The following is a 23,787-nucleotide window of genomic DNA, read 5'->3' on the forward strand; positions in this document are numbered from 1 at the left end:
ATGCAAAACCGCCTGCTCTACGTGATGGACCCCATGTGCTCCTGGTGCTGGGGCTTCGCACCCGTGGCGCAGGCGCTGATCGAGCAAGCCCAGGCCGCTGGCGTGGGCGTGCACCTGGTAATGGGCGGCCTGCGCACTGGCGGCGGCGCGGCGCTGGAACCGTCGCTGCGCAGCAGCATCCTGCACCACTGGCACGCGGTGCACGAGGCCACCGGCCAGCCGTTCCAGTTCGACGGCGCGCTGCCCGAAGGCTTCGTCTACGACACCGAACCGGCCTGCCGGGCGGTGGTGGCGGTGCGCAGCCTCGACGAAGGCGCGGCCTGGGCCATGGCCAAGCTGATCCAGCACGCCTTCTATGCTGAAGGCCGCGACGTGACCCAGGTGGCGGTGCTGGTGGAACTGGCCGAGGCGGCCGGCATCCCGCGCATCGAGTTCGCCGCCGCCTTTGACAGCGCCGAGCAACTGGCAGCCACCGCGGCCGACTTCAACTGGGTGCGCGACCTCAACATTGCCGGCTTCCCCACCTTGCTGGCCCAGCGCGGCGGCCAGATGGCCCTGCTGACCAACGGCTACCAGCCGCTGGACGAGCTGGCGCCGCTGTTCGCCCGCTGGCTGGAACGGGCTGCCCATGCTTGACCTGCCCGGGCCGACCGAACTGCCCCTGCGGCCCGGGCCGGTCACCCCCGACCGGTTGAGTTGGGCGCACATTCGGCAATTGGCCCTGCGGCACCGCAAAGCGCTGTGGCTGGCCAATGGCGTGGCCGTGCTGGCCACCCTGTGCAGCGTGCCCATTCCCCTGCTGTTGCCGTTGCTGGTGGACGAAGTGCTGCTGGGCCATGGCGACACCGCGCTGCAAGTGATGAACCACGTGCTGCCCGGCGCCTGGCAGAAGGCCGCCGGCTACATCGGCCTGATGTTGCTGGTGACCTTTGCCCTGCGCTGCCTGGCGCTGGTGTTCAACGTGGTGCAGGCCAGGCTGTTCGCCGGGCTGGCCAAGGACATCGTCTACCGCCTGCGCATCCGCCTGATCGAACGCCTCAAGCGCATCTCCCTCAGCGAATACGAAAGCCTGGGCGGCGGCACCGTGACCACGCACCTGGTCACCGACCTGGACACCCTGGACAAGTTCGTTGGCGAAACCCTGAGCCGCTTCCTGGTGGCCATGCTCACCCTGGTGGGCACCGCCACCATCCTGATGTGGATGAACTGGAAGCTGGCGCTGCTGATTCTGTGCTTCAACCCGCTGGTGATTTTCGCCACGGTGCAGTTGGGCAAGCGCGTCAAGCACCTGAAGAAGCTGGAAAACGACAGCACCGCACGCTTTACCCAGGCGCTGACCGAAACGCTGGAGGCCATCCAGGAGGTGCGCGCCGGCAACCGCCAGGGCTTCTTCCTCGGCCGCCTGGGCCAGCGCGCCCGTGAAGTGCGCGACTATGCCGTGGCCTCGCAATGGAAAAGCGATGCCTCGGGGCGTGCCAGCGGCCTGCTGTTCCAGTTCGGCATCGATATCTTCCGCGCGGTGGCCATGCTCACCGTGCTGTTTTCCGACCTGTCCATCGGCCAGATGCTGGCGGTGTTCAGCTACCTGTGGTTCATGATCAGCCCGGTGGAGCAGTTGCTCAACCTGCAATACGCCTACTACGCCGCCGGTGGCGCGCTGACCCGCATCAACGAACTGCTGGCGCGCGCCGACGAGCCGCAATACCCCGGCGGCATCGACCCGTTCCGCAACCGCGACACCGTGGGCATCGAGGTGCGCGACCTGAGCTTCGGCTACGGCGAGGACCAGGTGCTGGAGCACCTGGACCTGTCCATCGCCCCGGGCGAGAAAGTGGCCATCGTCGGCGCCAGTGGCGGCGGCAAGAGCACCCTGGTGCAACTGCTGCTGGGCCTGTACACGCCGCAGAGCGGGGTCATCCGTTTTGGCGGTTGCACCCAGCAGGACATCGGCCTGACCACCCTGCGTGAAAACGTCGCGGTGGTGCTGCAGCACCCGTCGCTGTTCAACGACACCGTGCGCGCCAACCTCACCATGGGCCGCGAGCGCAGCGACGAAGCCTGCTGGCAGGCCCTGGAGATCGCCCAGCTGGACGCCGCCATCCGCCTGCTGCCGCAAGGCCTGGACAGCATCGTCGGCCGCTCTGGCGTGCGCCTTTCCGGCGGCCAGCGGCAGCGCCTGGCGATTGCCCGGATGATTCTGGCGCAACCCAAGGTGGTCATTCTCGACGAGGCCACCTCGGCGCTGGACGCTGCCACCGAGTACAACCTGCACCAGGCCATGGCGCGCTTCCTCAACGGCCGCACCACGCTGATCATCGCCCATCGCTTGTCGGCGGTGAAACAGGCCGACCGGGTGCTGGTGTTCGATGGCGGAAGGGTGGCCGAGGACGGCGATCACCAGCAATTGATTGCCGATGGCGGGCTGTACGCGCGGCTGTACGGCCACTTGCAACAGGTCTGAAACGTCCGGTTTTGAGTACATTTGTACCAAAGACAACGCTAGCCATTCATTTGGATAGGCCTGTAAAGTGCCGCCTTGAACGAAATGTAATGCCTGATCATCGATAACCCACTGAACGCGCAGTTTTCGCCTAGGCTGAGCTGATGTGAGTGGAGTTTTCCTGGATGGTTGTCTGGCTCTGCTGATGCAAGGGACCTCATGAAGCAAAATCGGACTCTCGAAACGCCGAGATTATTGGGCATCGTCTGGCCATTTATAGCAGTCGTATTGTTTCAGGCACTATTGGGGTGCATCAGCCTATACGCGTTGTCGGCCGTGCGGGGCTATGTGGCCGGCGAGAGTCTGTGGTCCAAGGGCCAGAAAGACGCCATCTACTACCTGAACCTGTACGCCGACAGCCGCGACGAACGCATTTTCAGCAAGTACCAGGCTGCCATTGCCGTGCCGCAGGGCAGCCATGACCTGCGCGTGGCCCTCGACCAGCCCGTTCCGGACCTGGTCGCGGCACGCCAGGGCATCCTGCAGGGCGGCAACCACCCTGACGATGTGTCCAGCCTGATCTGGCTGTACCTCAATTTCCGTCATTTCAGCTACCTGGAGCGCGCCATCGAGCGCTGGACCGTGGGCGACAGCTACCTGGTGCAGCTGGACTCGGTGGCCCAGCAGATGCACGCCGGCATCGGCAGTGGCAGCGCCAGCGAAGAAGACATCATGCGCTGGAAGGACCGCATCCTGGCCATCAACGACGGCGTCACGCCGGCGGCCAAGGCTTTCAGCGACGCGCTGGGGGAGGGCTCGCGGTTCCTCTGGCGGCTGTTGATGCTGGTCAACGTCGGCACCGCGCTGCTGCTCATCGCCCTGGCCCTCTGGCGCAGCCACAAGCTGCTGGTGCAGCGCCGCGCCTTCGCCACGGCCCTGGAGCTTGAGAAAGAGCGTGCCCAGGTGACCCTGGCGTCCATCGGCGATGGCGTGATCGCCACCGACTTCGAGGGCTGCATCGCCTACATGAACCCGGCTGCCGAGCAGCTCACCCACTGGAACGCCGAGCAGGCGGCCGGCCTGCCGCTGGCCTCGCTGTTCAACCTGCTGGACGAAAACGCCGAGAAAGACAGCTTCACCCTGATCGAGCACATTCTCGGCGGCCAGCTGACCGGTGGCAGCGAGCACGCCAAGCTGATCCAGCGCCTGGACGGCAGCACCGTGTCGGTGACCCTGGTGGGCGCGCCCATCCGCACCGACGGGCGCATCAGCGGCACCGTGCTGGTGCTGCACGACATGACCCAGGAGCGGCAGTACATCGCCAACCTGTCCTGGCAGGCCACCCACGACGCCCTGACCGGCCTGGCCAACCGCCGCGAGTTCGAATTCCGCCTGGAACAGGCCCTGGGCAACGTAGGCCGCAACCAGTGCCGCCACTCGCTGATGTTCCTCGACCTGGACCAGTTCAAGCTGGTCAACGACACCTGCGGCCACGCTGCCGGCGACGAGCTGCTGCGGCATATCTGCACCTTGTTGCAATCGGGGCTGCGCGACGGTGACACCCTGGCGCGCCTGGGTGGCGACGAGTTCGGCATCCTCCTGGAAAACTGCCCGGCCGATGTCGCCGAGCGCATCGCCGACAGCCTGCGCCAGACCGTGCAGAACCTGCATTTCGTGTGGAAGGGCCGGCCGTTCGTGACCACCGTCAGTATTGGCCTGGTGCACATTGCCCAGTTGCCCACTACCCTGGAAGCCTCCCTGCGCGCCGCCGACATGGCCTGCTACATGGCCAAGGAGAAGGGCCGCAACCGCGTGCAGGTGTACCACGCCGACGACACCGAGCTGTCCATGCGCTTCGGCGAGATGGCCTGGGTGCAGCGCCTGCACATGGCCCTGGAAGAGAACCGCTTCGTGCTCTACGCCCAGGAAATCGCCGCCCTGGGCCGCACTTCGGCCTCCGGCGGCCATGTGGAGATTTTGCTGCGCCTGCACGATGAAAGCGGGCGCATCATCATGCCGGAGAACTTCATCCCCGCCGCTGAGCGCTACGGCCTGATGACGGCGCTGGACCGCTGGGTGGTGCAGAACGTCTTCAAAATCATCCAGCAGTGCATGAGCGAAGGCGTGGAAGGGCCGCTGGCCATCTGCGCCATCAACCTGTCGGGCACCAGTATCGGCGACGAGGCGTTCCTGGAGTACCTGCGCGAGCAGTTCCAGCGCTTTGCCATCCCGCCGGAGCTGATCTGCTTCGAAATCACCGAGACCGCGGCGATTTCCAACCTGGGCAGCGCCATTCGCTTCATCAACGAGCTCAAGAGCCTGGGTTGCCGCTTCTCGCTGGACGATTTCTGCGCCGGCATGTCCTCGTTCGCCTACCTCAAGCACCTGCCAGTGGACTTCCTCAAGATCGACGGCAGCTTCGTCAAGGACATGCTCGACGACCCCATCAACCGCGCCATGGTCGAGGTGATCAACCATATCGGCCACGTGATGGGCAAGGAAACCATTGCCGAATTCGTCGAAACCCCGCTGATAGAGCAGGCTTTGCTGGAAATCGGGGTAGATTATGCCCAGGGTTATCTGATAGAACGTCCACAGGTATTCACCTGCGAAAGTCTGCAACGTCGCGAGGTCCGCCCGCGCCCCTTGTTGTTCAAGGCGCCGGGGACTTTTCGCTGATGCCGCAGCCGTGACCGTCACTCAATAAAGAAGGAATCTGACAAGTGATCGAGGCGTTCGTCCGTACTGGCCCCCTCATGGAAGCCACCAGTTACCCGCTCTGGGCCCAACAGCTGATTCGTGACTGCAGCGAAAGCAAGCGGCGCGTGGTGGACCATGAGCTGTACCGCGCCATGCGCGATGCCACCCTCAGCGCCAAGACCATGCGTCAGTACCTGATTGGTGGCTGGCCGGTGGTGGAGCAGTTTGCCCTGTACATGGCCCAGAGCTTGACCAAGACCCGTTTTGGCCGCCACCCGGGCGAGGACATGGCCCGCCGCTGGCTGATGCGCAACATTCGCGTGGAACTCAACCATGCCGATTACTGGGTGCACTGGTGCAACGCCCATGGCGTCAGCCTGGAAGATCTGCAGGCGCAGGACGTGCCTGCCGAGCTGCTGTCGCTGAGCCATTGGTGCTGGCAGACCACGTCGGCGGATTCGCTGATCGTCGGCATCGCCGCCACCAACTACGCCATCGAGGGCGCCACCGGCGAATGGTCGGCGGTGGTCTGCGCCAACGACGTGTACGCCAATTCCTTCCCCGAGGAAGGTCGCAAGCGCGCCATGAAGTGGCTGAAGATGCACGCCCAGTACGACGATGCCCACCCGTGGGAAGCGCTGGAGATCATCTGCACCCTGGCCGGCCACAACCCCACCAAGGCGCTGCAGGCCGAGCTGCGCCGCGCGGTGTGCCGCAGCTACGACTACATGTTCAACTTCCTGGAGCGCTGCATGGCGTTCGAGCGCGAGCAGCACAGCGTGCGCCGCGAACGCCTGGCGGCCGTGGCCGCCCAGCACTGAGGGTGATTACTGGGCGTTGAATGCCTGGCCGTTCACGCCCTTGCTGTCCGGGCCCATCAGGTACAGGTACACCGGCATGATGGCCTCGGGCAGCGGGTTCTTCTCCGGCGCTTCCGCCGGGTAGGCCTGGGCGCGCATGCTGGTGCGCGTGGCGCCCGGGTTGATGCTGTTGGCGCGCAACGTGCCCATGCCATCGAGCTCGTCGGCCAGGGTCTGCATCAGGCCTTCGGTGGCGAATTTCGACACCCCGTACGCACCCCAGTAGGCCCGGCCCTTGCGCCCGACGCTGCTGGAGGTGAACACCATCGAACCATCCGCCGACAGCTTGAGCAGTGGCAGCAGCGTGCTGGTGAGCATGAAGGTGGCGTTGACGTTGACGTGCATCACCCGCATGAAGTGCTCGCCCGACAGTTGGTCGAGGGGCGTGCGCGGGCCGATGATGGAGGCGTTGTGCAGCAGCCCGTCGAGGCGGCCGAACTCGTTCTCGATCATCACTGCCAGCTCGTCGTAGTGATGCGGCAGGGCAGTTTCCAGGTTGAAGGGGATGACCACCGGGCGCGGATGGCCGGCGGCCTCGATCTGGTCGTAGACCTCGCTCAGGTTGGCTTCGGTCTTGCCCAGCAGCAGCACGGTGGCGCCGTGGGCGGCGTAGGCGAGGGCGGCTGCGGCGCCGATGCCACGGCCGGCGCCGGTCACCAGGATGACGCGGTCCTTGAGCAGGGCGGGTGGTGCGGTGTAGTCGAACATGAAAATTCTCCTTTGCGGCCGCCACATCCCCGTAGCCGCTGGCGAAGCCTGCGCTGGCCCTGAACTGCGCCGTAGATCTCCAGCGGGGCATAGGGCCAGCGCAGCCTGGCGGCAGCGGCTACGGGCGTGGTGGGCCGGCGGTCAGCAGCTGCACATGGCCTGGTCCAGCACCTTGCGCAGTTCCAGCGGGTGGTCCACCACCACGTCGGCGCCCCAGTGGCTGGGGTTGTCGTGGGGGTGGATGTAGCCGTAGCGCACGGCCGCGGTGCGGGTGCCGGCGTCGCGGCCCGACTCGATGTCGCGCAGGTCGTCGCCCACGAACAGCACGCTGGCCGGGTCCAGGTCGAGCATCTTGCACGCCAGGGTCAGCGGCTCGGGGTCGGGCTTGCTGTTGGTCACGTGGTCCGGGCAGATCAGCAGCGCCGAGCGCTCGGCCAGCCCCAGCTGTTGCATGATCGGCTCGGCGAAGCGCACTGGCTTGTTGGTGACCACGCCCCAGCGCAGGCCGGCTTTCTCGATGTCGTCCAGCAGCTCGGCCATGCCCTCGTAGAGGTGGCTGTGCACCGCGCAGCCAACCTGGTAGCGCTCCAGGAATTCCAGGCGCAGGGCCTCGAACTCCGGCGCCTGGGGCGACAGGGCGAAGGTGGCCGAGACCATGGCCTTGGCGCCGCCCGACACCACGTCGCGAATCAGCTGCTCATCGATGGCCGGCAGGTTGCGCTCGGCGAGCATGGCCTGGCAGATGGCGATGAAGTCCGGCGCCGTGTCCAGCAGGGTGCCGTCCATGTCGAAGAGAACCGCTCTCAAGCGCATCGATCACTCCTCCCGCAGGGTCTGGACCATGTAGTTGACGTCGACGTCGGCGGCCAGCTTGTAGTGCTTGGTCAGCGGGTTGTAGGTCAGGCCGATGATGTCCTTGACCGACAGGCCGGCGGTGCGCGCCCAGGCGCCCAGCTCGGAAGGGCGGATGAATTTCTTGAAGTCGTGGGTGCCACGCGGCATCAGCTTGAGGATGTACTCGGCGCCGATGATGGCGAACAGGTAGGACTTGGGGTTGCGGTTGATGGTGGAGAAGAACACCTGGCCGCCCGGCTTGACCATTTTGTAGCAGGCGCGGATCACCGACGACGGGTCGGGCACGTGCTCGAGCATTTCCAGGCAGGTGACCACGTCGAACTGGCCAGGCATTTCCTCGGCCAGGGCCTCGGCGGTGATCTGCCGGTATTCCACCTGCACGCCGGACTCCAGCTGGTGCAGCTGGGCCACGGCCAGTGGTGCCTCGCCCATGTCGATGCCGGTGACGGTGGCGCCGCGCAGGGCCATGGCTTCGCTGAGGATGCCGCCGCCGCAGCCTACGTCCAGGACCTTCTTGCCGGACAGCTTGGCGCGCTCGTCAATCCAGTTGACGCGCATGGGGTTGATGTCGTGCAGGGGCTTGAACTCGCTCTCGCGGTCCCACCAGCGGTGCGCCAGGGCTTCGAACTTGGCGATTTCGGCGTGGTCGACGTTGCTCATTGGGGTGTCCTTTTGAAAACTGTGTTGAATTTGGCGTAGTGCCGGCCGCCACCAGGCGGCCGCAAGGGTTATTCGTGCCGGGCCACGATGCGCTGGCCCCAGCCGGCGGCGGTGGCCGCCAGGCCCTGTTCGTCCATGCGCGTCAGCGCACGGTCCTGGAGCAGGGCGGTGCCACCGACCCAGACGTGCGTCACGCAGTCCCGGCCCGTGGCGTAGATCAGTTGCGACACCGGGTCGTACACTGGCTGCTGGGCCAGCCCCGACAGGTCGAACGCGGTCATGTCGGCGGCCTTGCCCACTTCCAGCGAGCCGATGCTGGCCTCCAGGCCCAGGGCGCGGGCACCGTTGAGCGTGGCCATGCGCAGGGCGCGGTGGGCGTCCAGGGCGGTGGCGTTGCCGGCCACGGCCTTGGCCAGCAGCGCGGCGGTGCGCGTCTCGCCCAGCAGGTCGAGGTCATTGTTGCTGGCGGCGCCGTCGGTGCCTACTGCCACATTGACGCCGGCCTGCCACAGGCGTTCCACCGGGCAGAAGCCGCTGGCCAGCTTGAGGTTGGATTCGGGGCAGTGCACCACGCTGGTGTTGCTTTCCACCAGCAGGGCCAGGTCCTCTTCGCTGATTTGCGTCATGTGCACGGCCTGGAAGCGCGGGCCCAGCAGGCCCAGGCGGCCCAGGCGCGCCAGTGGCCGTTCGCCACCCTGCGCCAGGGCCTGCTCCACTTCGCCAGCCGTCTCGTGCACGTGCATCTGGATGGCAGCGTCCAGTTCGTCGGCCAGCACGCGGATTTTTTCCAGGTTGGCGTCACCCACGGTATAAGGGGCGTGGGGGCCGAAGGCAATGGAGATGCGCGGATGGTGTTTCAGGTCACTGAACAGTTCCACGCCCTGGTGCAGGGCTTCATCGGCGCTGCGTGCGCCCGGAATGGGGAAATCCAGCACCGGAATGCTGATTTGCGCGCGCATGCCGCTGTGGTGCACCCGTTCGCTGGCCGCGCGCGGGTAGAAGTACATGTCCGAAAAACAGGTAACGCCGCCTTTCAATTGCTCGGCGATGGCCAGGTCAGTGCCGTCGCGTACGAAGGCCTCGTCCACCCAGCGCCCTTCGGCGGGCCAGATGTGGTCCTGCAGCCAGGTCATCAGCGGCAAATCGTCGGCCAGGCCGCGGAACAGGGTCATGGCCGCGTGGCCGTGGGCGTTGACCAAACCCGGGGTCAGCAGCATGCCGGGCAGCTCGCGCACCTCGCGGGCCGCCAGCTTCAAGGCTTCCGCTCGCGGGCCGATAAACACTATATTGCCATCACGCACGCCCAGGCCATGCTCCTTCAGCACCACGCCGGCCGGTTCCACGGGCACCAGCCAGCTGGGCAACAGCAACAGGTCGAGGGGCTGGGCAGCGTCGGGCATGGTGAGGTTCCAGTGCTTTGGGTCGGTGATGGCGAAGTATACCCGAGCGTCTTCCCCGGGGGCTCGCTATAATCGGCCGCTTTTGATGTCAGCTTTCAGATCAGGGGTGGGCAATGCGCGAACGTCTATTGGCAGCAGAGAAAGTGAAGGCCATCGACTGGCGTGACGGGGCCCTGCATCTGCTCGACCAGCGTGTGCTGCCGCACCAGGAGACCTGGCTGGCCTACACCGACGCCGCCGGCGTCGCCGAGGCCATTCGCGCCATGGTGGTGCGCGGGGCGCCGGCCATCGGCATCAGTGCCGCCTATGGCATCGTCCTGGGCGCCCGCCAACGTCATGCCCAGGGTGGCGATTGGCTGGCAGCGCTGGAGCAGGATTTCACCGTGCTGGCGGCCTCACGGCCTACGGCGGTCAACCTGTTCTGGGCGCTGAACCGCATGCGCGAGCGCCTGGAGCGGGTCAAGGCCCATGCCGACGTGCTGGGCCTGCTGGAGGCCGAGGCCCTGGCCATCCATGAAAGCGACCGCGAGGCCAACCTGACCATGGCCCAGCTGGGCGTGGACCTGATCCGTCGTCACCAGGGCAACGCCCAGGCCATCCTCACCCACTGCAACACCGGCGCCCTGGCCACCGGCGGCTTCGGCACGGCGCTGGGGGTGATCCGCGGGGCGTTCATCGAAGGCATGGTCGAGCGCGTCTATGCCGACGAGACCCGCCCTTGGCTGCAGGGCTCGCGCCTGACTGCCTGGGAGCTGGCCAACGAGGGCATCCCGGTCACCGTCAACGCCGATTCCGCCGCCGCGCACCTGATGAAAACCAAGGGCATCACCTGGGTCATCGTCGGCGCCGACCGCATCACCGCCAACGGCGACGTGGCGAACAAGATCGGCACCTACCAACTGGCCGTTACCGCCATGCACCACGGCGTGCGCTTCATGGTGGTGGCGCCCAGCTCCACCATCGACATGAGCCTGGCCAGTGGCGAGGACATTCCCATCGAGGAGCGCGACGGCCGCGAACTGCTGGAAGTGGGCGGGCAGCGCCTGGGCGCCGACGTCGATGCCTTCAACCCGGTGTTCGACGTGACCCCGGCGGACCTGATCGACGCGATCATCACCGAGAAAGGTATCGTCGAGCGGCCCGACGCGGCCAAGCTGGCCCAGTTGATGTGTCGCAAGCGGTTGCATTGACTCACACCTGCGCCACGCACGCTCTGGGACTGCGCCGATCCGGGACGCAGCCTTCGGCAGCTGCTACGGGGAAATCAGGGGTGTAAACATTGCCAATTGCGCACAAAAGCCCCTCAGAGCCATCCCAGGCGCGATCACTCATCAATTAATGGGTTTGCAAGCCTTCCAGGGGATAGGTCCCTGACGGGCTTTGTGGTAACATCCGACGGTTTCCAGGGTCGCCCTTTGAGGCGGCCCCCACTGCGCAGATCCAGAGCATAACTCGTTGATTTGTCGTAAGTCGCCTCACGGCCGTGCCGTCGGCGGCGAGCTTCGTTCGTCCCATTGGATGTGACGGAGTTTCACCAGAAAAAGGAATCAGGCTTCTCATGGGCGAACTGGCCAAAGAAATCCTCCCGGTCAATATCGAAGACGAGCTGAGACAGTCCTACCTCGACTACGCGATGAGCGTCATCGTCGGGCGTGCACTGCCTGATGCGCGTGATGGCTTGAAGCCCGTGCATCGCCGCGTTCTGTTTGCGATGAGTGAACTGGGTAACGACTGGAACAAACCGTACAAGAAATCCGCCCGTGTGGTCGGTGACGTGATCGGTAAGTACCACCCTCACGGTGACACCGCGGTCTACGACACCATCGTGCGTATGGCCCAGCCTTTCTCCCTGCGCTACCTGCTGGTAGACGGCCAGGGCAACTTCGGTTCGGTGGACGGCGACAACGCCGCGGCCATGCGTTACACCGAAGTGCGCATGACCAAGCTGGCCCATGAGCTGCTGGCCGACCTGCACAAGGAAACCGTGGACTGGGTGCCCAACTACGACGGCACCGAGCAGATCCCGGCGGTGATGCCGACGCGCATCCCCAACCTGCTGGTCAACGGCTCCAGCGGCATCGCCGTGGGCATGGCCACCAACATCCCGCCACACAACCTCGGTGAAGTCATCGACGGTTGCCTGGCGCTGATCGACAACGCCGACATCACCATCGATGAACTGATGCAGTTCATCCCTGGCCCCGACTTCCCGACCGCAGGCATCATCAACGGTCGCGCCGGCATCATCGAGGCCTACCGCACCGGCCGTGGCCGCATTTATATGCGTGCCCGTTCCACCGTCGAAGACATCGACAAGGTCGGCGGCCGCCAGCAGATCGTGGTCACCGAGCTGCCGTACCAGCTGAACAAGGCCCGCCTGATCGAGAAGATCGCCGAGCTTGTGAAAGAGAAGAAGCTGGAAGGCATCACCGAACTGCGCGACGAGTCCGACAAGGACGGCATGCGCATCGTCATCGAGCTGCGTCGCGGCGAAGTGCCGGAGGTGATCCTCAACAACCTCTACGCCCAGACCCAGATGCAGGCCGTGTTCGGCATCAACGTGGTGGCCCTGATCGACGGCCGCCCGCGCGTGCTGAACCTCAAGGACCTGCTGGAAGCCTTCGTGCGCCACCGCCGCGAAGTGGTCACCCGCCGCACTGTGTTCGAGCTGCGCAAGGCCCGCGAGCGCGGCCACATCCTGGAAGGCCAGGCCGTTGCCCTGTCGAACATCGACCCGGTCATCGCCCTGATCAAGGCCTCGCCGACGCCGTCCGAGGCCAAGGAAGCGCTGGTCAGCACCGCCTGGGAATCCAGCGCCGTGGTAGCCATGGTGGAAGCGGCCGGCGCCGAGTCGTCGCGCCCCGAGAACCTGGACCCGCAGTACGGCCTGCGTGACGGCAAGTACTGGCTGTCGCCGGAACAGGCCCAGGCCATCCTCGACCTGCGCCTGCACCGCCTCACCGGCCTGGAGCACGAGAAGCTGCTGGCCGAGTACCAGGAGATCCTCAACCAGATCGGCGAACTGATCCGCATCCTCAACAGCGCCGCGCGCCTGATGGAAGTGATCCGCGAAGAGCTGGAAGTGATCCGCGCCGAATACGGCGACGTGCGCCGCACCGAGATCCTCGACGCGCGCCTGGACCTGACCCTGGGTGACATGATCCCGGAAGAAGAGCGCGTGGTGACCATCTCCCACGGCGGCTACGCCAAGACCCAGCCACTGGCTGCCTACCAGGCCCAGCGCCGCGGCGGCAAGGGCAAGTCGGCTACCGGCGTGAAGGACGAAGACTACATCGCCCACCTGCTGGTAGCGAACAGCCATACCACCCTGCTGCTGTTCTCCAGCAAGGGCAAGGTGTACTGGCTCAAGACCTACGAGATCCCGGAGGCCTCGCGTGCCGCCCGTGGTCGCCCGCTGGTCAACCTGCTGCCGCTGGACGATGGCGAGTACATCACCACCATGCTGCCGGTGGAGGAATACACCGAAGGTCACTTCATCTTCATGGCCACCGCCAACGGCACCGTGAAGAAGACCCCGCTGGAATCCTTCAGCCGCCAGCGCAGCGTGGGCCTGATCGCCCTGGAGCTGGACGAAGGCGACGTGCTGATCTCGGCCGCCATCACCGACGGCGAGCGTGAGGTCATGCTGTTCTCCGACGGTGGCAAGGTTACCCGCTTCAAGGAATCCGACGTACGGGCCATGGGCCGTACCGCCCGCGGCGTGCGCGGCATGCGCCTGCCAGAAGGGCAGAAGCTGATTTCCATGCTGATCCCTGAAGAAGGCAGCCAGATCCTCACCGCTTCCGAGCGTGGTTATGGCAAGCGCACCGCCATCGGCGAGTTCCCCGAGTACAAGCGTGGCGGCCAGGGCGTCATCGCCATGGTCAGCAACGACCGCAACGGCCGTCTGGTCGGGGCTGTACAGGTGCTCGACGGCGAGGAGATCATGCTGATTTCCGACCAGGGCACCCTGGTGCGTACCCGCGTCAGCGAAGTGTCCAGCCTGGGCCGTAACACCCAGGGCGTGACGCTGATCAAGCTGGCCAGCGACGAGACGCTGGTAGGCCTGGAGCGCGTGCAGGAGCCATCGGAAGTCGAGGGCGAGGAATTGCTCGAGGGCGAAGAGGGCTTCGAAGCGCCGGCCGAAGGCGCCGAGGTGCCGGATGAGGCGCCAGGCGACGACGAGTTGCCGCAGGAATAAATTGTCGTGATGGATCATGGGGGCACTTCGGTGCCCTCAATGATATTTGGGTGGTGGTGCTGGTTGCCGTCAACGTTGGCCGTAGGAGCCGGCCTTGGCCGCGATGGCCTCACCGCCGATCTAACGAATTCAAGCAGAGCGAGAGTGGATGTGAGCAACCGAGCCTTTAACTTCTGCGCAGGTCCCGCTGCGCTCCCTGAAGCTGTCCTGCAGCGCGCCCAGGCCGAAATGCTGAACTGGCGCGGCAAGGGCCTCTCCGTCATGGAGATGAGCCACCGCAGCGACGACTACGTGGCCATTGCCGAGAAGGCCGAGCAGGACCTGCGTGACCTGCTGTCCATTCCGTCCAACTACAAGGTCCTGTTCCTGCAGGGTGGCGCCAGCCAGCAGTTCGCCGAGATCCCGCTGAACCTGCTGCCCGAAGGCGGCACTGCGGACTACATCGAGACCGGCATCTGGTCGAAGAAGGCCATCGAGGAAGCGCGTCGCTACGGCAACATCAACGTCGCCGCCAGCGCCAAGCCCTACGACTACCTGGCCATTCCTGGCCAGAACGAGTGGAACCTGACTCCAGGCGCCGCCTACGTTCACTACGCGTCCAACGAAACCATCGGCGGCCTGGAATTCGACTGGGTACCGCAGACCGGTGACGTGCCGCTGGTGGTGGACATGTCCTCCGACATCCTCTCGCGCCCCATCGACGTGTCGCAGTACGGCATGATCTACGCCGGTGCGCAGAAGAACATCGGCCCCAGCGGCCTGGTGGTGGTGATCATTCGCGAAGACCTGCTGGGCCGCGCCCGCAGCGCCTGCCCGACCATGCTCAACTACAAGATCGCCGCCGACAACGCGTCGATGTACAACACCCCGGCCACTTACTCCTGGTACCTCTCGGGCCTGGTGTTCGAGTGGCTGAAGGAGCAGGGTGGCGTCGAGGCCATGGAAGCGCGCAACCGCGCCAAGAAAGACCGCCTGTACGGCTTCATCGACAGCAGCGCCTTCTACACCAACCCGATCTCGCACAACGCCCGCTCGTGGATGAACGTGCCGTTCCGCCTGGCGGACGAGCGCCTGGATAAGGCCTTCCTGGCCGGCGCCGACGCCCGTGGCCTGCTCAACCTCAAGGGCCACCGTTCGGTGGGCGGCATGCGTGCCTCCATCTACAACGCCCTGGGCCTGGACGCGGTTGAAGCGCTGGTTGCCTACATGGCCGAGTTCGAGAAGGAAAACGCCTGATGTCTGACCAGGAGCTGAAAGCCCTGCGGGTGCGCATCGATGCCCTGGACGAGAAAATTCTCGAACTGATCAGCGATCGTGCCCGCTGCGCCGAAGAAGTTGCCCGCGTGAAAATGGCCTCCCTGGCCGAAGGCGAGGTGCCGGTGTTCTACCGGCCCGAGCGCGAAGCCCAGGTGCTGAAGCGCGTGATGGAGCGCAACAAGGGCCCCTTGAGCAACGAAGAGATGGCGCGCTTGTTCCGCGAAGTCATGTCCTCGTGCCTGGCCCTGGAGAACCCACTGAAAGTCGCTTACCTGGGCCCTGAAGGTACCTTCACCCAGGCCGCGGCCATGAAGCACTTCGGTCACGCCGTGATCAGCAAGCCGATGGCGGCCATCGACGAAGTGTTCCGTGAAGTGGTGGCCGGTGCGGTCAACTTCGGCGTGGTGCCGGTGGAAAACTCCACCGAGGGTGCGGTCAACCACACCCTGGACAGCTTCCTGGAACACGACATGGTCATCTGCGGTGAGGTGGAGCTGCGTATCCACCATCACCTGCTGATTGGCGAAAGCACCAAGACCGACGCGATCACGCGTATCTATTCCCACGCCCAGTCCCTGGCCCAGTGCCGCAAGTGGCTGGACGCGCATTACCCCAACGTCGAGCGCATCGCCGTGTCCAGCAACGCCGAGGCCGCCAAGCGGGTCAAGGGCGAGTGGAACTCGGCGGCCATCGCCGGCGACATGGCGGCCAGCCTCTACGGCCTGACCCGCCTGGCCGAGAAAATCGAGGACCGCCCGGACAACTCCACGCGGTTCCTGATCATCGGCAACCAGGAAGTGCCGCCCACCGGCGACGACAAGACCTCGATCATCGTCTCCATGAGCAACCGCCCGGGTGCGCTGCACGAGCTGCTGGTGCCGTTCCACGACAACGGCATCGACCTGACCCGTATCGAGACCCGTCCGTCACGCAGCGGTAAATGGACCTACGTATTCTTCATCGATTTCGTCGGCCATCACCGTGATCCGCTGATCAAGGGCGTGCTCGAGAAGATCAGCCAGGAAGCCGTGGCACTCAAGGTGCTGGGCTCGTACCCGAAAGCCGTTCTCTGAGGTTTAGCAATGAGTGATTTTCTCGCCCTCGCGCAGTCGGGCGTACAAAAGCTGTCGCCTTACGTCCCCGGCAAGCCGGTGGATGAACTGGCCCGCGAGTTGAACCTGGACCCGGCGAACATCGTCAAGCTGGCCAGCAACGAAAACCCGCTGGGTGCCAGCCCCAAGGTGCGCGAAGCCATCGCCAACGAACTGGCCGAGCTGACCCGCTACCCCGATGGCAACGGCTTCGAGCTGAAGACCCTGCTGGCCGAGCGCTGCCGCGTGCAGGTCAATCAGGTCACCCTGGGTAACGGCTCCAACGACATCCTCGAGCTGGTGGCCCGCGCCTACCTGGCCCCTGGCCAGAACGCGGTGTTCAGTGAACACGCCTTCGCCGTCTACCCGATCGTGACCCAGGCCGTGGGCGCCGAGTCGCGCGTGGTGCCGGCCAAGGAGTGGGGCCACGACCTGCCGGCCATGCTGGCGGCCATCGACGCCGACACCCGCATCGTCTTCATCGCCAACCCCAACAACCCTACCGGCACCTGGTTCAATGCCCAGGCGCTGGGCGATTTCCTGCGCGACGTGCCGCAGGACGTGCTGGTGGTGCTGGACGAGGCCTACATCGAATACGCCACCGGCGGCGAGCTGCCGGACGGCCTCGACTACCTGGCGCGGCACCCCAACCTGCTGGTCTCGCGCACCTTCTCCAAGGCCTATGGCCTGGCAGCGTTGCGCGTGGGCTACGCGCTGTCCTCGCCGGTGATCGCCGACGTGCTCAACCGCGTGCGCCAGCCGTTCAACGTCAACAGCCTGGCCCTGGCGGCCGCCTGTGCGGCGCTGACCGACTCCGCTTATCTGGCCAAGAGCCGCGAGCTCAACGAGTTCGGCATGCAACAGCTGCAGGAAGGCTGCCGCGAGCTGGGCCTGGGCTGGATCCCGTCCAAGGGCAACTTCCTCTGCATCGACCTGGGCCGCGTGGCCGCACCGGTGTTCCAGGGCCTGTTGCAGGAAGGCGTGATCGTGCGTCCGGTGGCCAACTACGGCATGCCCAACCACCTGCGGGTGACCATTGGCCTGCCGACTGAAAACGCTCGTTTCCTGGAAGCGCTGAGCAAGGTCCTGGCACGTGGTTGATGGTTTTTCGGTAGTAGCACCCAAGCCCCTGATCGGCCGCCTGGTGGTGGTTGGCCTGGGCCTGATCGGTGGTTCCTTCGCCAAGGGCGTGCGCGAAAGCGGCCTGTGCGCGGAAGTGGTGGGCCTGGACCTGGACCCGCAGTCGCGCAAGCTGGCGGTGGAGCTGGGCGTGGTCGACCGCTGCGAGGCCGACCTGGCCGAAGCCTGCAAGGGCGCCGACGTGATCCAGCTGGCCGTGCCCATCCTGGCCATGGAAAAGCTGCTGGCCAAGCTGGCGCAGCTCGACCTGGGCGATGCCATCCTCACCGACGTGGGCAGTGCCAAGGGCAACGTCGTGCGTGCGGCGCGTGAGGTGCTGGCGCCGGCGCAGCTGCTCAACTTCGTGCCCGGCCACCCGATTGCCGGGTCCGAGCAGAGCGGGGTGGAGGCCTCCAACGCCAAGCTGTTCCAGCGCCACAAGGTCATCCTCACGCCGTTGCCGGAGACCGCGCCGCGTGCGCTGTCCATCGTCGACGCGCTGTGGCGTGCGCTGGGCGCCGACGTCGAGCACATGGCCATCGAGCGCCACGACGAAGTGCTGGCGGCCACCAGCCACCTGCCGCACCTGCTGGCCTTCGGCCTGGTGGATTCCCTGGCCAAGCGCAACGAAAACCTGGAAATCTTCCGCTACGCCGCGGGCGGTTTCCGCGACTTTACGCGCATTGCCGGCAGCGATCCGGTGATGTGGCATGACATCTTCCTGGCCAACCGTGACGCGGTGCTGCGCACCCTCGACACCTTCCGCAGCGACCTGGACGCGCTGCGCGACGCCGTGGACGCCGGCGACGGGCAGAAGATGCTCGGCGTGTTCACCCGTGCGCGCATGGCGCGCGAGCACTTCGGCAAGATCCTCGCCCGCCGTGCCTACGTCGACAAGCGCGAGGCGCGCGACCTGAACTTCGTCGCCGCGCCGGGTGGCCGCCTGTCGGGGCGCATCCGCGTGCCGGGCGACAAATCCATTTCCCATCGCGCGGTGATGCTCGGCGCGCTCGCCGACGGCACCACCGAGGTGGAAGGCTTCCTTGAAGGCGAGGACGCCTTGGCCACCCTGCAGGCGTTCCGCGACATGGGCGTGGTCATCGAGGGCCCGCACCACGGCCGCTTGACCATTCATGGCGTCGGCCTGCACGGCTTGCAGCCGCCGCCGGGGCCTATTTATGTCGGCAATTCCGGCACCAGCATGCGCCTGCTGGCTGGGCTGCTCGCGGCCCAGCGCTTCGACAGCGTGCTGACCGGCGATGCGTCCTTGTCCAAACGCCCCATGAGCCGCGTGGCCAAGCCGCTGCGGGAAATGGGCGCGCAGATCGAGACCGGCGCCGACGGCCTGCCGCCGCTGACCATTCGCGGTGGCCAGCCGCTCAAGGCGCTGGACTACACGCTGCCCATGGCCAGTGCCCAGGTCAAATCCAGCCTGCTGCTGGCGGGCCTGTACGCCCAGGGCGAGACCCGCGTCACCGAGCCGGCGCCGACCCGCGACCACACCGAGCGCATGCTGCGTGGCTTCGGCTACCCGGTGAATACGCAGGGCGCCACGGTGTCCCTGGCGGCCGGCCAGCCACTGACGGCCACGCGCATCGAAGTGCCGGGGGATATTTCTTCCGCCGCGTTCTTCCTGGTGGCCGCGTCCATCGCCGAAGGCTCGGACCTGGTGCTGGAACACGTGGGTATCAACCCCACACGCACCGGTGTCATCGACATCCTGCGCCTGATGGGTGCCGACATTCGCTTGGAAAACCGTCGTGAAGTGGGCGGCGAACCGGTGGCCGACCTGCATGTGCGCTCGGCGCCGCTCAAGGGCATCGATATTCCTGTCGAGCTGGTACCGCTGGCCATCGACGAATTCCCGGTGCTGTTCGTCGCCGCCGCCTGCGCCCAGGGGCGTACCGTGCTGCGCGGCGCCCAGGAGCTGCGGGTCAAGGAATCGGATCGCATCCAGGCCATGGCCGACGGCCTCAAGGCGCTGGGTGTAACATGTCAGCCAACCGAGGACGGCATCATCATCGACGGCGGTGCAATGCAGGGCGGCGAAGTGCAAGGGCAGGGCGACCATCGCATCGCCATGGCCTTCAGCGTCGCCGCGCTGCGCGCCAGTGCGCCCATCCGCATCCTGGATTGCGCCAACGTCGCCACCTCCTTTCCCAACTTCCTGGCCCTGTGCGGCCAGGTCGGGATCCGTGTAACCGAAGAGGGCAAGTCGTGATTTCCCACGCGCCAGTAATTACTATCGACGGCCCAAGCGGCTCGGGCAAAGGCACTGTGGCCGGTATCCTGGCCAAGCGCCTGGGCTGGAACCTGCTGGACTCCGGCGCCCTGTATCGCCTGCTGGCCTTCAATGCCGGCAACCATGGCGTGGCCCTGGACAACGAAGCCTTGCTCGCGCAACTGGCCGCTCATCTGGATGTGCAATTCATCGCCGCCACCGAAGGCCAGCTGCAACGCATCATCCTCGAGGGTGATGAGGTCAGCAGCGTGATCCGCACCGAGACCGCCGGCGCCGGCGCCTCGAAAGTCGCCGCCCTGCCGGCCGTGCGTGACGCCCTGCTGCAGCGCCAGCGCGCGTTCCTGGAGGCCCCGGGCCTGATCGCCGATGGCCGCGACATGGGCACCGTGGTGTTCCCTGATGCACCGCTGAAAATCTTCCTGACCGCCAGTGCCGAGGAGCGTGCTCGTCGACGTTACTTGCAGTTGAAGGGCAAAGGCGAAGATGTTAGTCTGTCGAGTCTGCTAGATGAGATACGTGCGCGCGATGAGCGTGACACCCAGCGAGCGGTAGCCCCGCTCAAGCCGGCGGCTGACGCCATACAGCTGGATTCCACGGAATTGTCCATCGAGCAGGTGTTGGAACGCATCATGAGCGAAGTCGCACTACGCGACATCGCCGGGTGACCAGAACGCGTACGGGAAACCAGTCCCTAGCCCGTACGCCTTCTTTACTATGAACGAACCCGCATTGTCTGGAGTGCGGCTGATGGGCGTTTCTACCGCCCAAATCTACAGGAATTAAAATGAGCGAAAGCTTTGCGGAACTCTTTGAAGAAAGCCTGAAAACCCTCAACCTTCAACCAGGTGCGATCATCACCGGTATCGTTGTCGATATCGACGGTGACTGGGTTACTGTCCACGCCGGTCTGAAATCCGAGGGCGTCATCCCGCTCGAGCAGTTCTACAACGAAGCTGGCGAGCTGACCATCAAGGTCGGTGACGAAGTTCACGTTGCGCTGGACGCGGTCGAAGACGGCTTTGGCGAAACCAAGCTGTCCCGTGAAAAAGCCAAGCGCGCCGAGTGCTGGATTGTTCTGGAAGCAGCTTTCGCCGCCGAAGAAGTGGTCAAGGGCGTTATCAACGGTAAGGTTAAAGGCGGCTTCACTGTCGACGTTAACGGCATCCGTGCGTTCCTGCCTGGTTCCCTGGTCGACGTCCGTCCGGTTCGTGATACCACGCACCTGGAAGGCAAAGAGCTGGAATTCAAGGTCATCAAGCTGGACCAGAAGCGCAACAACGTTGTCGTTTCTCGTCGCAGCGTCCTGGAAGCAGAGAACTCGGCCGAGCGCGAAGCTCTGCTGGAATCGCTGCAGGAAGGCCAGCAAGTCAAGGGTATCGTCAAGAACCTCACCGACTACGGCGCCTTCGTGGACCTGGGCGGCGTGGACGGCCTGCTGCACATCACCGACATGGCCTGGAAGCGCATCAAGCACCCTTCCGAAGTGGTCAACGTTGGCGACGAGATCGACGTCAAGGTTCTGAAGTACGATCGCGAGCGCAACCGCGTTTCCCTGGGCTTCAAGCAACTGGGTGAAGACCCATGGGTTGCTATCAAGGCTCGTTACCCAGAGAACACCCGCGTCATGGCGCGCGTGACCAACCTGACCGACTACGGCTGCTTCGCTGAGCTGGAAGAAGGCGTTGAAGGTCTGGTACACGTTTCCGAAATGGACTGGACCAACAAGAACATCCACCCTTCGAAAGTCGTACAAGTCGGCGACGAAGTGGAAGTCATGGTTCTGGACATCGACGAAGAGCGTCGTCGTATCTCCCTGGGCATCAAGCAGTGCAAGTCGAACCCATGGGAAGACTTCTCTGGCCAGTTCAACAAGGGCGACGAAATCTCCGGCACCATCAAGTCGATCACCGATTTCGGTATCTTCATTGGTCTGGACGGCGGCATCGACGGTCTGGTTCACCTGTCCGACATCTCCTGGAACGAAGCTGGCGAAGAAGCAGTACGCCGCTACAAGAAAGGCGATGAGCTGAACACTGTGATCCTGTCGGTTGATCCAGAGCGTGAGCGCATCTCCCTGGGCATCAAGCAACTGGAAAGCGATCCGTTCTCCAACTACGTTGCTGTCAACGACAAAGGCGCTATCGTTCGCGGTACCGTTAAAGAAGTTGACGCCAAAGGCGCCATCATCACCCTGGCCGACGACATCGAAGCCACTCTGAAAGCTTCCGAAATCAGCCGTGACCGCGTTGAAGACGCGCGTAACGTCCTGAAGGAAGGCGAAGAAGTCGAAGCCAAGATCATCAGCGTTGACCGCAAGTCGCGCGTGATCAACTTGTCCATCAAGTCGAAAGACGTTGAAGACGAGAAAGAAGCAATCCAGAGCCTGCGCGACAAGCCAGCTGCTTCGGACATCGCAACTGGTCCAACCACCCTGGGTGACCTGCTGCGTGCTCAAATGGAAAAGCAGAACTAAGTTCTGATTGACCATTAGAAAAAGGGCGACTTCGGTCGCCCTTTTTTGTGCCCGCGATTTACCTGCCGGCGATCGAGCGACACTCCCCGTAGCGGCGGCCGCCAGGCCGCGTCCGCAGGCGCTGGCTACTCCAGGCGTATCACGGTTCACCCAGACGCGGCCTGGCGGCCGCTGCTACGGCTTCATTTTGAAACAATCCCTTCGTTGATCCTCCTGCCTCTCCTGTCGCACTATCGTCCGCTCACCCATGCAGGAAGCCCGCGCGTTCCCATCGTCGCGGCTGTTCATTCAAGGAGAAGCGCCCATGCCCACCGGCACCGTCAAATGGTTCAACAACGAAAAAGGCTTTGGCTTCATCGCCGCTGAAACAGGCAAGGATCTGTTCGTTCACTACAAGGCCATCAAGGGTGATGGCTTCAAGAGCCTCCTGGAGGGCCAGAGAGTGACCTTCAGCGTCGAGCGCACCCCAAGGGGAGATCAGGCCGTTGAGGTCGAGGTGCAGTGAATCAGTGGCCTCCAGCAGCAGGCAGGCCATTTCGGCCTGCCTGCTGATTGTGCCGGTGCGGCAGCGGTGTACCTTCATCCGGCCTGCTACATTAAACAGTCATAAACAGTCGCCACTCTGATGCTCCGCCGGAAGAAATCCGGAATGCAGGAGAATCTCCTGCAAAATCAGTTGTCTACCCAAAAGAGGGCATGCGGCGACTCGGCGAAAGGGTCATTGACCGTTTCCGGGGCAATCGAAAGGATCGGTAATGAAAGGATGGCTGCCACTCACCCTGTTGATCGCGTTGTCAGGCTGCGCAGCGACCATGTCCAGCCACAACGTGAAGGGCATCGCTACCCTGCACATCAATTGCTCGGGTATCACGTCCTCGTGGGAGAAGTGCTACGAGAAAGCGGAGAGCGCCTGCGGGGCGCCAGGGTATAGCGTGCTGAGCAAGTCCACGGACCTCAGTGATGATACGCCTGACTACCCCTTTGGTATCAATCCTGCAGGTATGTCGAGCCGTAGCCTGGTGGTGCGTTGCCGGCAGTCCTGACAGCTGGATTCCGTGATCTACCGTAAACCTTTGCAACAAGTCAATACGCGGGCTGTTCAAATCCCTCCAGCCATGCTAAAACCTTTGAAGCGATTGTCTAGCTTCTTGATAAAGAAGGGAAAAATATGACGAAATCTGAACTGATCGACCGTATTGTCACCCATCAAGGCCTGCTTTCATCCAAGGATGTGGAGCTGGCCATCAAGACCATGCTTGAGCAGATGTCACAGTGCCTGGCCACGGGTGATCGTATCGAGATTCGCGGTTTTGGCAGCTTCTCGCTGCACTACCGGGCGCCACGGGTAGGCCGCAATCCCAAGACCGGGCAGTCGGTCAGTCTGGATGGGAAATTCGTTCCTCACTTCAAGCCGGGCAAGGAGCTGCGCGACCGGGTGAATGAGGATGAAGAGGGTGAAGTCCACGCATAGCGTGGTTGGGACAGGAGGCGGGCGTGCGAAACGTCAAACGGCTAGTGGGAATGTTGGTGCTTTTGGCGATTGTCGTCGTGACGTTGCTGTTCGTGCTGGAAAACCAGCAAAGCGTCGCCCTGGTGGTGTTCGGCAGGGTGGGGCCTCAATTGCCGGTATCGTTGCTGGTGTTGGGGGCGCTACTGGTAGGTCTTGCCATCGGTCCGGTACTGGCAGCTTTGATGGGGCGCAGATCAGTGCCGCGCAACGTGGCTAAATGATATCGCCCTATAGTTGAGTTTTGTGCCACCAATTGTGTCCGATAGGATGC

Annotated in this window: 20 protein-coding genes; 16 read left to right on the plus strand and 4 right to left on the minus strand. The window is 64.3% G+C overall.

Features of this window, described 5'->3' with window-relative positions; all coding sequences use genetic code 11:
- From RAM80_RS24590 to RAM80_RS24605, 4 genes are all read left to right on the plus strand, one after another.
- On the plus strand, positions 1-636 hold the full coding sequence (locus RAM80_RS24590) for a DsbA family protein (protein ID WP_416423006.1): 636 nt from the start codon (positions 1-3) through the stop codon (positions 634-636).
- On the plus strand, positions 629-2,461 hold the full coding sequence (locus RAM80_RS24595) for an ABC transporter ATP-binding protein (protein WP_416423007.1): 1,833 nt from the start codon (positions 629-631) through the stop codon (positions 2,459-2,461). Before RAM80_RS24590 ends, RAM80_RS24595 begins: the two co-directional genes overlap by 8 nt.
- Before the next feature lie 198 nt (positions 2,462-2,659).
- A complete protein-coding gene (locus tag RAM80_RS24600) occupies positions 2,660-5,119 on the plus strand; it encodes an EAL domain-containing protein (RefSeq protein ID WP_416423008.1) in 2,460 nt (819 codons plus the stop codon).
- Positions 5,120-5,163: 44 nt separating this feature from the next.
- Complete coding sequence (locus tag RAM80_RS24605) at positions 5,164-5,961, plus strand: TenA family transcriptional regulator (protein ID WP_416423009.1); 798 nt, start codon at positions 5,164-5,166, stop codon at positions 5,959-5,961.
- A 6-nt stretch (positions 5,962-5,967) separates the two neighbouring features.
- On the opposite strand, the gene RAM80_RS24610 is transcribed toward RAM80_RS24605, so the two are convergent.
- The 4 genes from RAM80_RS24610 to RAM80_RS24625 all read right to left on the minus strand — a co-directional run bounded on the left by RAM80_RS24610 (position 5,968) and on the right by RAM80_RS24625 (position 9,623).
- The gene (locus RAM80_RS24610) at positions 5,968-6,708 is read right to left on the minus strand and encodes a YciK family oxidoreductase (RefSeq protein WP_416423010.1); all 741 of its coding nucleotides are present in this window, start codon (positions 6,706-6,708) and stop codon (positions 5,968-5,970) included.
- Between the two features lie 141 nt (positions 6,709-6,849).
- Complete coding sequence (gene mupP / locus RAM80_RS24615) at positions 6,850-7,521, minus strand: N-acetylmuramic acid 6-phosphate phosphatase MupP (protein ID WP_416423011.1); 672 nt, start codon at positions 7,519-7,521, stop codon at positions 6,850-6,852.
- Between the two features lie 3 nt (positions 7,522-7,524).
- Positions 7,525-8,223: a bifunctional 2-polyprenyl-6-hydroxyphenol methylase/3-demethylubiquinol 3-O-methyltransferase UbiG gene (gene ubiG, locus RAM80_RS24620; RefSeq protein ID WP_416423012.1), complete on the minus strand. Its 699-nt coding sequence runs from the start codon at positions 8,221-8,223 to the stop codon at positions 7,525-7,527.
- Positions 8,224-8,291: 68 nt separating this feature from the next.
- Positions 8,292-9,623, minus strand: a complete 1,332-nt coding sequence (locus RAM80_RS24625; protein ID WP_416423013.1) for a TRZ/ATZ family hydrolase — start codon at positions 9,621-9,623, stop codon at positions 8,292-8,294.
- A gap of 113 nt (positions 9,624-9,736) precedes the next feature.
- Here RAM80_RS24625 and mtnA point away from each other — a divergent pair, with 113 nt between their 5' ends.
- The 12 genes from mtnA to RAM80_RS24685 all read left to right on the plus strand — a co-directional run bounded on the left by mtnA (position 9,737) and on the right by RAM80_RS24685 (position 23,737).
- Positions 9,737-10,813, plus strand: a complete 1,077-nt coding sequence (mtnA, locus tag RAM80_RS24630; RefSeq protein WP_416423014.1) for an S-methyl-5-thioribose-1-phosphate isomerase — start codon at positions 9,737-9,739, stop codon at positions 10,811-10,813.
- A 368-nt stretch (positions 10,814-11,181) separates the two neighbouring features.
- On the plus strand, positions 11,182-13,824 hold the full coding sequence (gyrA, locus tag RAM80_RS24635) for a DNA gyrase subunit A (RefSeq protein WP_416423015.1): 2,643 nt from the start codon (positions 11,182-11,184) through the stop codon (positions 13,822-13,824).
- A 150-nt stretch (positions 13,825-13,974) separates the two neighbouring features.
- On the plus strand, positions 13,975-15,060 hold the full coding sequence (gene serC / locus RAM80_RS24640) for a 3-phosphoserine/phosphohydroxythreonine transaminase (RefSeq protein WP_416423016.1): 1,086 nt from the start codon (positions 13,975-13,977) through the stop codon (positions 15,058-15,060).
- Complete coding sequence (pheA, locus tag RAM80_RS24645; protein ID WP_416423017.1) at positions 15,060-16,154, plus strand: prephenate dehydratase; 1,095 nt, start codon at positions 15,060-15,062, stop codon at positions 16,152-16,154. The genes serC and pheA overlap by 1 nt, the downstream gene beginning before the upstream one ends.
- 9 nt (positions 16,155-16,163) lie before the next feature.
- A complete protein-coding gene (hisC, locus tag RAM80_RS24650) occupies positions 16,164-17,273 on the plus strand; it encodes a histidinol-phosphate transaminase (RefSeq protein WP_416423018.1) in 1,110 nt (369 codons plus the stop codon).
- Between the two features lie 28 nt (positions 17,274-17,301).
- Positions 17,302-19,512 (plus strand): bifunctional prephenate dehydrogenase/3-phosphoshikimate 1-carboxyvinyltransferase, encoded by a 2,211-nt coding sequence (locus tag RAM80_RS24655; RefSeq protein ID WP_416427553.1) that lies wholly within the window; start codon positions 17,302-17,304, stop codon positions 19,510-19,512.
- Positions 19,509-20,198 (plus strand): (d)CMP kinase, encoded by a 690-nt coding sequence (gene cmk / locus RAM80_RS24660; RefSeq protein WP_416423019.1) that lies wholly within the window; start codon positions 19,509-19,511, stop codon positions 20,196-20,198. Before RAM80_RS24655 ends, cmk begins: the two co-directional genes overlap by 4 nt.
- 119 nt (positions 20,199-20,317) lie before the next feature.
- Positions 20,318-22,006: a 30S ribosomal protein S1 gene (gene rpsA / locus RAM80_RS24665; protein WP_027977357.1), complete on the plus strand. Its 1,689-nt coding sequence runs from the start codon at positions 20,318-20,320 to the stop codon at positions 22,004-22,006.
- 304 nt (positions 22,007-22,310) lie between these two features.
- Entirely contained in the window at positions 22,311-22,511 is a 201-nt protein-coding gene (locus tag RAM80_RS24670) for a cold-shock protein (RefSeq protein ID WP_416423020.1), read from the plus strand.
- Between the two features lie 250 nt (positions 22,512-22,761).
- Entirely contained in the window at positions 22,762-23,049 is a 288-nt protein-coding gene (locus tag RAM80_RS24675; protein ID WP_416423021.1) for a hypothetical protein, read from the plus strand.
- 125 nt (positions 23,050-23,174) lie between these two features.
- Positions 23,175-23,477, plus strand: a complete 303-nt coding sequence (gene ihfB / locus RAM80_RS24680) for an integration host factor subunit beta (protein WP_416423022.1) — start codon at positions 23,175-23,177, stop codon at positions 23,475-23,477.
- A 23-nt stretch (positions 23,478-23,500) separates the two neighbouring features.
- Positions 23,501-23,737, plus strand: coding sequence for a DUF1049 domain-containing protein (locus RAM80_RS24685; RefSeq protein ID WP_416423023.1), 237 nt, complete (start codon positions 23,501-23,503; stop codon positions 23,735-23,737).
- Positions 23,738-23,787 lie beyond the last annotated feature (50 nt).

The organism is Pseudomonas sp. App30 (assembly GCF_047947025.1).
Classification (GTDB): domain Bacteria; phylum Pseudomonadota; class Gammaproteobacteria; order Pseudomonadales; family Pseudomonadaceae; genus Aquipseudomonas.